This window comes from Tannerella sp. (genome assembly GCF_052170195.1).
Classification (GTDB): Bacteria; Bacteroidota; Bacteroidia; order Bacteroidales; family Tannerellaceae; genus Tannerella.
Genome location: NZ_JBQNAZ010000010.1, coordinates 65017 through 76915, shown reverse-complemented (window position 1 = coordinate 76915; position 11899 = coordinate 65017). Strand labels below are relative to the sequence as shown.

The following is an 11899-nucleotide window of genomic DNA, read 5'->3' as shown; positions in this document are numbered from 1 at the left end:
AAGTGTCAGCCCTAATTTTTTACAGTCCTAAAAGTTTTACCGGACAGCAATAATTTAAAAGATGAAATTGTCGATGAGATATATGCCCAACTTCCTGATATTATGACTATTCTATCAATAATATCTCAGATTCGCAAGCAGATTTTTACGATTAAAGAATTTAAGCAACATTACGATTCTTATCTAAAAATGGGGACGATTAAAGAGCGGAATGTAGATAAAGTGCTGCAAACTCTTTTTAATTTCAGTGTGATAGGGAATCGACCAAGAAATAGAACTGTGTCGTTCTTTAGGTTTAACAATTCAGAAGCTAGATTTAACTTCAATGAAAACATTATCGTGCATAGAGGATTATTTAAAGCACTACAAATTTTATGAGTTATTTTATTTGCCGATGCAGAAGTGGGCGAAGATGTAGTGGAGGGTGTCGTCGCTGGTGATTTCGCGGCCGGTAATTTCGCCGATGGAGGTGATGGCGTGGCGGAGGTCGAGTGTTAGCAAGTCGGTCGAGAGTCCCATATCGAAGCCCGAACGCATTCGCCGAAGGGCATCGAAAGCCTCCCGCAAGAGCTGATGATGGCGGGCATTGCTCACAATAAGGTCGGCTTCGTTCGCCTGAGCACAGTCCATGATCTTGACCAATTCTTCCTTAAGCTGATCCATTCCTTCGCCTGAGCGAGCCGAGATAAACAGCGGTTTTTCGGAGTAACCAAGGGAATCGCACAGCACCTTATCGAGATGGTTCCGTTCGTCCTCGGTGAGGTTCTCGCTCTTATTGAGGAGGACAAGCATCGTTCGTTCTCCTCTCTTGAGCCAAATCTCCCGGATATGATCGAGCTGATTCGCTTCCTCAAGGCGAGTAACGTCGAGTACGCCGAGGATAATATCTGCCTCTTTGATTTTGCTTCGGCTACGCTCAATGCCGAGGCTCTCGATGGTGTCTTCGGTCTCGCGTAACCCTGCCGTATCGACGAAGCGGAAAAGGTAGCCTCCGATGTGCATCGTGTCCTCGATGGTGTCGCGCGTGGTGCCGTGAATATCGCTCACGATGGCACGCTCCTCGCCCAGCAAGGTATTGAGCAGGGTACTCTTGCCTACGTTAGTCGTGCCGACAATCGCCACAGGAATTCCACGCTTGACAGCATTGCCAAGGCGATAGCTGTCGATGAGCTTCTTGAGTTTGAGCTCGATTTGGTCGCAGAGGGCGAGCAATTCGGTACGATCGGCGAACTCCACATCTTCTTCGGGGAAGTCCAATTCCAACTCCATCAACCCCGTTAGGCGAAGCAATTCCTCACGCAGAGCATTCAATTCCTCGCTATATCCGCCACGCAGCTGCTTCATCGCCATCTGATGCTGTGCCTTGCTCTCACTGGCGATGATATCCGCCACCGCCTCGGCACTACTCAGGTCCATACGCCCATTGAGGTAGGCACGGCGAGTAAATTCGCCCGGTTGTGCCATCTGACAACCTTCTCCTACGAGGCTCTCTAACAGTCTGCGCCTGATATAGACAGAACCATGGCAGGAGATTTCTACCGTATCCTCGCCTGTAAACGAATGCGGAGCCCGGAAATAAGTCAGGACGACTTCATCAATTAATTCATCTCCGGCTATCATTTCGCCATAATACGCATATCGAGGTTTGACAGACTCGGCGACAGGTGTTTCCCCTCCGTATCGAAAGAGCCGAAGCGCGACAGGCAACGCTTCGGGACCCGATACGCGTATCACCGCAATACCGCCCACTCCGGGGGCAGTCGATACGGCACAGATGGTTGATTTGTCCAGCATGACGTATAATGATAATTTACGAGCAAAGATACTTCTTTTCGTGAAAGAGCAGAAAAGCGGAAAGAAGAAGTTGCGCCGTTTTACGGTTCCTGCGGACGGACAATCATCACGCCCGTTGTCCGTTTACCGTCCGTCACATACGTCTGTAGCGACTCCGGATTAACGATCACCTTCCCGGCCGAAGACGAGGCGTGGATAAACGTCAGCATCTCGCCTTCGCGGTCAATGAATCCGACGTGCGAGATATCCAGCCCTTCGATATTCGTCACGAAACAAACGATATCTCCGTTTTGCATGCCGGAGCCGCAACGTTCGATTTCTTTTTCGGGGATACAGGCATACGTCGCACGCGATGAGATTTCTTGCTCCTTCTCACGCATCACCTTTACCCATTCCGGATGCGCCTTTAACTGCCTGTATTTATCGGGATGCGCAGACATGAACGACATTTTCAGGCGATACGGCTCACCTCCGATCGCGGACGTTACGTCTCGAACAATCCCTTTCCGCCGATTCTCATAAATCCAGTCGGAGAAATAATGCAAGCGATCCGTGTAATCGTGTATTTCGCCTTGACGATAGCGCAGTTGTTTCAGTTGCCCGGCATACGCTTCGAACGAAGGATTACCGGCTTTCACCATGCGTGCCAATGCGAGGACAGACTCGACGAGCGTCGTACAGTCGAGCTCACGCAAGTTGATCACGAGCCTTTCCGGCTCTTTCTCAAGTGTCGAACCCACGTAAGGCCGATCCTTGAAGAACTTCGCCGTCTCGACAAGGAGGTCGCCTAACGGCAAATGCTCTTTCCCTTGCATCGCTTGCACATACGTATCAAAAATCGCCCGATCTTCCGGAGTATAGTCGGCCTTTTCCTGAGCTGAGCAAGCCATACACACGAGCGTACTCCACACAAATACCATCCATTTTTTCATTTTTCTTCTGTTTTTTGATCCAACATATCTTGTAATTTCAACATTTCGTCACGATATTGCGCTGCCTCGAGGAAATCGAGTTTCTTCGCCGCCTCGGTCATCTGTTTCCGCGCCTGCGCAATGGCCTTCTCCAATTGCGGCCGCGTCATATACTGCACTACGGGATCGGCCACCAGCGACGGTTCCGGCTCAACGTAAGCATACGTTTCGGTAGCTGTTTGCAGACGTCCACCACCCAGCACCGACACGGTGTTTTTCACGATCTGCTTCGGTGTGATGCCGTGCCGTTCGTTATAAGCTAGTTGTTTTTCGCGCCGGCGATTCGTTTCGTCGATCGTTTGCTGCATGCTGTCGGTGATTTTGTCGGCATAAAAGATTACTTTTCCGTTGATGTTACGTGCAGCACGTCCGGCTGTCTGAGTGAGCGAACGGTGGGAACGCAAAAATCCTTCCTTGTCGGCATCGAGCACAGCCACAAGCGAAACCTCCGGCAAGTCCAGCCCTTCGCGCAGCAGATTGACGCCAATCAGCACATCGAAGAGCCCCCTGCGCAAATCGTCCATGATCTTCACCCGTTCGAGCGTATCGACATCGCTGTGAATATAGTTACAGCGCACCTCCATCCGCTTCAGGTAATCCGTCAGCTCTTCGGCCATGCGTTTGGTGAGTGTAGTCACCAGCACGCGCTCGTCGGCTGTGGCACGCTGCGCGATTTCTTCCATCAGGTCGTCGATCTGGTTGAGGCTGGGACGCACTTCGATGATCGGGTCGAGAAGTCCCGTAGGCCGGATAAGCTGCTCAACGACTACTCCCTCACTCTTCATCAGTTCATAATCGGCAGGGGTAGCGCTCACATAGATCGCGCTCGGCGTCAACGATTCGAACTCCTCGAAGGTCTGCGGACGGTTATCCAACGCCGCCGGAAGACGGAAACCGTATTCAACGAGCGTTTGTTTGCGCGAACGGTCTCCGCCGTACATGGCGCGTATCTGGGGCACCGTTACATGGCTCTCATCAATGACCAGTAAAAAATCTTTCGGAAAATAGTCTAACAGGCAGAACGGACGCTCTCCGGGCTGACGACCGTCAAGATAGCGGGAATAATTCTCGATGCCGGCGCAATGCCCCAACTCCTGTATCATTTCGAGGTCGTACGTTACGCGTTCTTCGAGACGTTTGGCTTCGAGCGGCTTGCCGATATCCTGCAAAAACCGGACCTGCTCACCGAGATCGACGTGTATCTGCCCGATGGCTGTACGGATACGCTCCTGCGTCGTAACGAACAGATTCGTCGGATAGATGTTCAGCGTATCCTGCTCGTCGTATTCATGCCCGTCGACCGGGTTAAACGATGCGATACGCTCTATTTCGTCCCCCCAGAACTCGATACGGTAAGCCAGTCCGTCGTAGCTTTCGATGGCCGGGAAAATATCGACCGTATCGCCGTTCACTCGAAAACTGCCGCTCGAAAACTCCACTTTATTATTTACATAAAGCGCATCGACAAACAGGCGAAGCATCTTGTCGCGGGCAATCCTCATCCCTTTCTCCAGATAGACGACTTGCTCTTCAAAAGCACGCGGATCGGCCATGCCGTAAAGACACGAGACGGACGAGACAACGATCACATCGCGACGTCCGGAGAGCAGCGAGGCCGTAGCACGCAGACGTAACTTATCGATTTCTTCGTTGATCGCCATATCTTTCTCAATGTATGTATCGGTTGTGGGCAAATAAGCCTCCGGCTGATAGTAATCGTAGTATGATACAAAATATTCGACGGCGTTATGCGGAAAGAACGATTTGAATTCGCTGTACAACTGTGCGGCCAGCGTTTTGTTATGGCTCAGGATCAGTGCGGGCCTACGTACTCGTTCGATGACATTGGCCACGGTAAAAGTCTTCCCCGACCCCGTCACTCCTAGTAAGGTCTGATACGGCACTCCTTCACGGACGCCTTGGGCAAGCGCCTCGATGGCCTCAGGCTGGTCGCCCGTCGGCTTATATGACGAAACAAGTTCAAAATCCATGATTTTTCGTACTATGAAGATACAAAGATACAAAACCCTCACGGAAAAACGTACGACACAGACTTGAAAAAACGGCCGACTTTCCTGTTCCAGCCATGCAAAATTTTGTCGTTCAAGGGCGGGGTTTTGTACAATATACCGGCATATTGTTGCTCCTATCTGAAATAATGCTGTCCTTTGTTCCTTCGCATATACCTTAATTAAATTGCAGAGAACTTATGAAACTTAAATATATACTGATCATATGTAGTTTGCTGTGTGCCTTGCCTGTCATGTCGCAGACGGTTTATCATGTCCATGCGACAAAAGGAAACGATGCTCATGACGGCAAATCATGGTCGAAAGCGTTGGCTACGCTCCAGACAGCATTGGATAAGGCACAGCCGGGCGATGCCGTGTACGTTGCGGCCGGCACGTATCACCCTACCCGGCGAATCGGGGAAACACTGGCTCACAATCCCAAACAAAAGACAACCGACCGTCATCGTTCGTTTATGGTTCGCGGCCGTATCCGTTTATACGGAGGTTTTCCAGCTGATGCAACGGATCACACAACGATAAAAGATCGCGACTGGAAGATGCACCGTACCATTCTGAGCGGCGACTTTAATGGCGACGACGGGGCCGACTTCTCAAACATGAGCGAGAACGCCTACCATGTGCTCGTCCTGCTTGATGCCGGGTCGTCCGCAGAAGCCGAGTTATCCGCCGAGATAGACGGCTTTACCATCACCGGCGGTCATGCCAACGAAGAAAACAGCGTGTTGATCGGCGAAACGCCGGTATCTTCCGAATTTGGCGGCGGCATTTATGCCTATACGGCATACAAAAAACTGTCACCTAAGTTATCAAACATCTCCCTCGAAAGGAATAAGGCATCCAAAAACGGCGGCGGTATATTCATCTACTCAGAGAATAACGAAGCCAGTGTAACTATCCGGTATTCCACGATCCGAAAGAATCAGGCCGGAGGATCAGGCGGCGGCATCTTCAACAGCGGAAAAAGAGTCGCTTCGCCCGAATTAGTAAACGTGTCCATCGTCGGGAATCAGGCCCAACGGGAAGGAGGCGGATTCTACAGCCTTTGCGAAGACCTCGTATCGGCGCCCCATCTGACGAACGTGCTGGTTGCCGGAAATGCCGCTCACAAGGGAGCTGGAATATTCTGTTATTCGTATGCAGGAAACGTAGCACCTTCTCTGACGAATGTAACCATCTGCGGAAACAGGGCCGCGACTGAAGGCGGAGGTATCGCCTGCTCAGCCGGAAAAAACTGGACGAAAATCGGGATATCTTTACCCGTGTTCTCGAACACGATTATCTGGGATAATCAGGCGCCAGGCGGCTATCCCAACTTATACAACAACGGCGCTACGGGAAGTATGCCTACTATGCATGAAAGCTATATCGAAGGAGAGCCGTCTCCCTTTATGAATAAGATTAAAACAAACGATTTTACGCACATTGCAAATGGCTTCGCAAGTCATGTAGCGCCCGGCTTCGCCCCGACTACAGAAGGGGATTACCGTTTGAATCAAAACAGTCCGTTTATTGATAAGGGAAAGAATATTCATTGGTCGATTGAAACGGATTTGGCCGGTAATCCACGTGTATACGGCAAGAGCATTGATCTTGGTGCGTATGAATATCAGGGACATAATCCCAAAGACGCAGGCATCATAGAGGAGGATTATCGGATATGGGCATCGCACGGTCAGGTAACGATTCAGCTCGACCGTCCGGCCACGATCCGAATTTATACGGTTGATGGTCAGCTGATCCGGCAATATAACAACGAGAAAGAGGGTACAAAGATCGTAAATCTCCCCAACGGCATCTACTTCATTTCGCTTAACGGAGAAGGCAAAGCCAAGGTGATTGTCTACTAACAACGAAACTGTGTCAAAAACACAGGCCGCCTCATTTTTATTTCAGTCTCTCGGACGCAAACTTTACAGGCAGTAGAAAAACGGCAGCGCAGCAGAAAACTTCGTTTTATGCCGTTGTTGTACAACAACGGGGCAAAAACAGCTGTTTGAACGCCGGATACTCAGTTTCCAGAGCAAAAACAGCTGTTTGAATGCCGGATACTCAGTTTCCAGAGCAAAAACAGTTGTTTGAATGTCGGATACTCAGTTTCCGGGGCAAAAACAGCTGTTTGAATGCCGGATACTCAGTTTCCGGGGCAAAAACAGTTGTTTGAATGTCGGATACTCGGTTTCCGGGGCAAAAACAGCTGTTTGAATGCCGGATACTCAGTTTCCGGGGCAAAAACAACTTTACGGATGCTTCAGGGTTGTTGTCATCCCAAAAGCCGAATCGGTTTACACAGCCCGGCAAAAGCATACGCACTTTTATACGGATAAACAAGATCAGATATACAATGCCACTTTGCGGCGATCTGTCTGCACCGTTTCAAATTCGGATGTAACAGCGGTGCTACCCATAGGCACTCTTTCTTTACGATACGTCATGGAACTGTAGACAACGCTGCGTGCCGAAGTATGAAACTCCGTTGCTCCCGTTTCGGCCTCAATTTGGGCAATGTTGTGCTCGCGCACCCCACAGCCGGGCATGATGATGATGCGTCCGGCGGCACGTTTCACCAGCTCGCGGAGCATCGGGATGCCGCTCTCTGCATCAGGCTGTTGGCCGGATGTCAGGATGCGGTCGCATCCCAATTCGATGAGTTGCTCAAGCGCCACAAACGGCTCGCGACACACGTCGAACGCCCGATGACACGTGACGGAGAGTGGTTTAGCAGCCTCAATGAGACGTTGCATCAAGGCGATATCGATATCGCCGTCCTGAGTCAGACAGCCAAACACAACGCCGTGAACGTTCAACTGTTTGGCCATTTCAATGTCATACAGCATGGCCTGCACCTCGGCCGGAGTATAGAGGAAATCTCCGCCACGCGGCCGAATAATGACGTTGATATCGATCTGCGAAGTCAGCGCCTGCGCTGCCCGTATCTCTCCATAGCTGGGCGTTGTACCGCCTTCAGGAATAGCGGCACACAGCTCCACACGCCGTGCCCCTCCGGCTTCAGCCTCTACACAGCTCTGCGCCGAATTTGCGCATATTTCAATGATTCGTCCCATGCTCTTTGGTTAGGTTTATCGACCGATGCAGTGGTAGGTGAACCCTGCCTCTTCGATCTCATGAATGTTGTAAATATTACGTCCGTCTAAGATCAACGGCGTCTTCATCTGTTGTTTAATTTTAGGCCACGACGGCAAACGAAATTCTTTCCATTCCGTCACAATCATCAGCACATCGGCATCGGTTACCGCCTCATAAATATCTTTCGCATAACGAATCCGGTCACCGATACGGCGTTTAGCCTCCGCGACAGCTACGGGATCGTAAGCCGTCACACGGCATCCGGCCTTCAGCAACAGATCAATCAGCACTAGCGAAGGCGCCTCACGCATATCGTCCGTCTCAGGTTTAAACGCCAGCCCCCACATAGCCACTTTCTTGCCTGACAGATTTCCTCGATAGTACTGCTCTAACTTCCGATATAATACTGTTTTCTGATATTCGTTCACGGTCTCAACCGCCTGCAAGATACGCATCGGATAACCCTGCTCGTCGGCCGTGCGAATCAAGGCCTTTACATCTTTCGGAAAGCAAGACCCGCCATAACCACAGCCAGCATAAAGGAAACTGCTGCCAATACGCGTATCGGCGCCGATCCCTTTGCGCACCATATTTACATCGGCGCCGATAATCTCGCAGAGGTTAGCCATATCGTTCATAAAACTGATGCGTGTGGCCAACATGGCATTGGCCGCGTATTTCGTCATTTCGGCCGAAGGGACATCCATATAAATGATGCGGAAGTTGTTCAACATAAAAGGATGATACAGCTTTTCCATCAGTTTTTTTGCACGGTCTGACTCTACCCCAACAACGACACGGTCGGGGTGCATGAAATCTTTAACAGCAGCCCCTTCTTTCAGAAATTCCGGATTGGAAGCTATATCGAAGTCGATCGATACGCCGCGTCCGGCCTGTTCGTCGAGAATCGTTTGCTTGATTTTCTGCGCCGTCCCGACGGGTACGGTACTTTTCGTTACCACCAGCAAGTATTTCGTCATGGTCTGCCCGATCGTACGCGCCACATCGAGCACATACTTCAGATCGGCGCTGCCATCCTCGTCAGGCGGCGTACCGACGGCGCTGAACACGATTTCAACCTCGTCGAGCACCTCCCTCAGCTCAGTTGTAAAATGCAAACGTCCGACTTCGTGGTTACGGACGACCAGTTCCTCCAATCCGGGCTCATAGATCGGGATGATCCCGTTTTTCAGGTTGTCAATCTTGCGGTGATCAATGTCCACACAATAAACTTCCATGCCCATCTCTGCAAAGCAAGTACCCGTAACCAGACCGACATATCCCGTCCCAACGATTGCTATTTTCATGCTTTTTTTATTTTTTTAAACGGGCGTAAAAGTAGTGCTTTTTTTCAGGATTGCCTCCTTTTTCGATGCTGTTTTCTCAGTATTTAGAAAAAAACATTGTACTTTTGCGACCCAATGAAAGGATCGGCATGGAGGTTGGACGTAGTATACGAAATATCGCGCATCATTATTTTTTCTACCTGTTTGCGTTTACGTTGTTTTTCGGAGTGTCACTGTATCACACAGCAGAACTGAGATTCACGGGCGAGTTGTCCGGCATCCTGTTACTAATCATCTATGGATTCTTTCTTTACCTTACGAAACAACGGAGTTTCCATCCTGCGGCCATCGTCATACCGGCCGTCCTGCTGCTTTATCTGGGCTATTCCTTCTATCTCTCACATAACAAACCGCAAGCTATTCTGCTCGACTTTCTGATACAGCTCAGACCTTACATCACCTTCTTCATCGTTTCGCAATTGGCGCCATCTCTTTCAGACATGCAAAAACAACAAATGGCACGGTTATGCTTGCTGCTCTGGCTGCTCTTCCTCCCTATCGGAGTCTGCGGATTATATCTGCCCGACATGTACCGGTCGGTCATGGATCGGCCTGAAAATTTCGTAACGATCATCACCTTGCTGTCACTCGTCTACCTGTATTGCAGCGACTTCTCAACAACGGCGCGCTGGATATTCCTGCTCATGATATCGGTCGGGATGCTGGCCTCCTTTCATTTCATCGGACTCTTCCTACTGATAGGGGGCATTATTTTCCTCTTCAATCGACGCAGCATTCTAATCTCCTGGACAAGAACGGGAATTGCAGTAGGCATTGTCGCATTAGCCGCTACGTATCTTTTCTATATACAGTTTACAAGCTGTCTTTCGCCATCAGACGCACAGGGCGGCAGCTTCTCGGCTCTGACTCCGCAAACAATTTTATATCAGGCATCGCTGAAGGTATGGCGAGACTTTCCCGTATTCGGTAGCGGATTGGCAAGTTTTGCGACCTATGCTTCCGGATTGTATTACTCACCTCTTTATGCCGAATACGGACTTCATACCGTATCGGGACTTTCCCCGCAAGCCTGGCACTCCGTTTGTGACACGTATTACCCGTCGCTCGTACAGTTCGGCCTTACAGGCATTGTCCTGTACCTGCTTTTCTGGACATATGTTATATGCATTTCTTTATGGAAATACAAGCAGCAAAGAAATCTTCAGCACTTCGTAATCGTGCTGATTCTGGCTTGCGTTCTATTTATCGGAAACATTTCCGACTCGTTACTCACCAGTCATAAAGGATATTTTATGATGATGTTTTTCGGCCTATTGGCAGGTAATCCGAGGCAGAATGAATGCCTCACGAAAAAAAGACAGACGATTCCCGACGAACTTCTCTCCAAAGAGCCTCTGTGGGAAGATTGCATAGAAACGGGAACAGCATCCTCAGTAAAATATCCCGATAAAGCGACATAGAAAATTACCGTATGCAACAAGACTTTATAAATAAAAACTTTTTCAGGCTAATGATGTTCACGCTCGTCTTGGGCGTGATCTTCTACGATCTTTTCAATATGGCCGGATTCAGCTATATTGATGAAATCTGTGCACTCCTTTTATTTATTTTATTCGGAATAAATGTCCTTCGATCCAAAAATTGGGCATTTGATAAAATGTTCCTGCTTATCTTGGGAATATTTCTGTTCTATCTGGTCTACTCCCTGTATATCGGTTCCAATAGTCCTCGAGCCATTCTGATGGATTTTGTTATACAGATCAAGCCTTATCTGGCTTTTTTCTGTGTGTATTCCATGCGGCCCGCCTTGAATGAGAACCAAAAAAAGATTCTACGGCAGTTAGCGATTTTATTCAGCCTCTACATGCTATTGATTGGAGTGGGGGATTTGTTTATAAAAGACTTAATGTTAAACATACTGTCTCACACCTCCCGCTTCGCTACTGCAACCTCCATTTTAGCCCTCTTGTATCTCTATTTCAGTGATTATACGAGAAGAGACAAACTCATTTTTATCTTACTTTTATCGATCGGTTTATTCTCCGGACGTTCCAAACTCTTCGGCTTTTTGGCGCTATGTATACTTATGATGCTTTACATCAACAAGTCGTTTGAGATGAAATTCAATATAAAGAACACGCTTTTCTTACTCTTTGCAATCATAGTAACCGCTGTCGTAGCCAAAGATAAAATTCAACTGTATTTTATTACAGGAGGCTTCGGCGGTGGACGAGGCGTAGAAGATTTATATGCCCGCATGGCGCTTTATTATTTTTCTGTACGTATCTTCAGAGACTATATACCTTTCGGTTCAGGCTTTGCCTCTTACGGGACATACGCTTCAGGAGAATATTACTCTCCGATATACGCAAAATACAGCATGGAGCGTATGCATGGGCTAAATGAGGCTGACCCCAGTTTTATTGCTGACACCTATTACCCGGCATTAGCTCAGTTCGGTCTTGTCGGACTGTTTCTTTTCTTTCTGTTCTGGTATTATTTAACGCATAAAGCCATTATTTCCTTTCGTAAAGGATGTCAGAAAGAAGCGGTCATTGCCATCATCATTATCGCATTCTTTTTAATCGAGTCCATCTCGGATGCCACGTTAACCCACAATAGAGGTTTCTTTATGATGACGTTGTTGGGATTGATCTTTTCAGATATCAAGTATAAATTGAATACGACGCCCCCTGAAAAAGTAAAATGA

The 11899-nt window shown here is 48.9% G+C and carries 8 protein-coding genes; 3 read left to right on the top strand and 5 right to left on the bottom strand.

Annotated elements, in window-relative coordinates; translation table 11 throughout:
- Positions 1-384: 384 nt before the first annotated feature.
- From mnmE to uvrB, 3 genes are all read right to left on the bottom strand, one after another.
- Positions 385-1794, bottom strand: coding sequence for a tRNA uridine-5-carboxymethylaminomethyl(34) synthesis GTPase MnmE (gene mnmE, locus ACTTKA_RS04650; protein WP_442724156.1), 1410 nt, complete (start codon positions 1792-1794; stop codon positions 385-387).
- 80 nt (positions 1795-1874) lie between these two features.
- A complete protein-coding gene (locus ACTTKA_RS04645; protein ID WP_442724155.1) occupies positions 1875-2726 on the bottom strand; it encodes an N-acetylmuramoyl-L-alanine amidase-like domain-containing protein in 852 nt (283 codons plus the stop codon).
- Entirely contained in the window at positions 2723-4756 is a 2034-nt protein-coding gene (gene uvrB / locus ACTTKA_RS04640) for an excinuclease ABC subunit UvrB (RefSeq protein WP_442724154.1), read from the bottom strand. The genes ACTTKA_RS04645 and uvrB overlap by 4 nt, the downstream gene beginning before the upstream one ends.
- A 218-nt stretch (positions 4757-4974) precedes the next feature.
- Between uvrB and ACTTKA_RS04635 the strand changes: the two genes are divergently transcribed.
- On the top strand, positions 4975-6645 hold the full coding sequence (locus tag ACTTKA_RS04635; RefSeq protein ID WP_442724153.1) for a choice-of-anchor Q domain-containing protein: 1671 nt from the start codon (positions 4975-4977) through the stop codon (positions 6643-6645).
- Between the two features lie 483 nt (positions 6646-7128).
- On the opposite strand, the gene ACTTKA_RS04630 is transcribed toward ACTTKA_RS04635, so the two are convergent.
- Positions 7129-7860 carry a copper homeostasis protein CutC gene (locus ACTTKA_RS04630; protein WP_442724152.1) on the bottom strand — a complete coding sequence of 244 codons (732 nt, stop codon included), beginning with the start codon at positions 7858-7860 and terminating at the stop codon, positions 7129-7131.
- Between the two features lie 15 nt (positions 7861-7875).
- Positions 7876-9189 (bottom strand): UDP-glucose dehydrogenase family protein, encoded by a 1314-nt coding sequence (locus tag ACTTKA_RS04625; protein WP_442724151.1) that lies wholly within the window; start codon positions 9187-9189, stop codon positions 7876-7878.
- Between the two features lie 128 nt (positions 9190-9317).
- Between ACTTKA_RS04625 and ACTTKA_RS04620 the strand changes: the two genes are divergently transcribed.
- Together ACTTKA_RS04620 and ACTTKA_RS04615 are read left to right on the top strand one after the other, a co-directional pair.
- Positions 9318-10649 carry an O-antigen ligase family protein gene (locus ACTTKA_RS04620; protein WP_442724150.1) on the top strand — a complete coding sequence of 444 codons (1332 nt, stop codon included), beginning with the start codon at positions 9318-9320 and terminating at the stop codon, positions 10647-10649.
- Positions 10650-10660: 11 nt separating this feature from the next.
- Positions 10661-11899 carry an O-antigen ligase domain-containing protein gene (locus tag ACTTKA_RS04615; protein WP_442724149.1) on the top strand — a complete coding sequence of 413 codons (1239 nt, stop codon included), beginning with the start codon at positions 10661-10663 and terminating at the stop codon, positions 11897-11899.

What these genes read in the sequence shown, in the direction of transcription:
- ACTTKA_RS04625 (WP_442724151.1), bottom strand. Translation starts at nt 9,189, where the DNA reads ATGAAAATAGCAATCGTTGGGACGGGATATGTCGGTCTGGTTACGGGT.
- mnmE (WP_442724156.1), bottom strand. Translation starts at nt 1,794, where the DNA reads ATGCTGGACAAATCAACCATCTGTGCCGTATCGACTGCCCCCGGAGTG.
- ACTTKA_RS04630 (WP_442724152.1), bottom strand. Translation starts at nt 7,860, where the DNA reads ATGGGACGAATCATTGAAATATGCGCAAATTCGGCGCAGAGCTGTGTA.
- ACTTKA_RS04635 (WP_442724153.1), top strand. Translation starts at nt 4,975, where the DNA reads ATGAAACTTAAATATATACTGATCATATGTAGTTTGCTGTGTGCCTTG.
- ACTTKA_RS04615 (WP_442724149.1), top strand. Translation starts at nt 10,661, where the DNA reads ATGCAACAAGACTTTATAAATAAAAACTTTTTCAGGCTAATGATGTTC.
- ACTTKA_RS04620 (WP_442724150.1), top strand. Translation starts at nt 9,318, where the DNA reads ATGGAGGTTGGACGTAGTATACGAAATATCGCGCATCATTATTTTTTC.
- uvrB (WP_442724154.1), bottom strand. Translation starts at nt 4,756, where the DNA reads ATGGATTTTGAACTTGTTTCGTCATATAAGCCGACGGGCGACCAGCCT.
- ACTTKA_RS04645 (WP_442724155.1), bottom strand. Translation starts at nt 2,726, where the DNA reads ATGAAAAAATGGATGGTATTTGTGTGGAGTACGCTCGTGTGTATGGCT.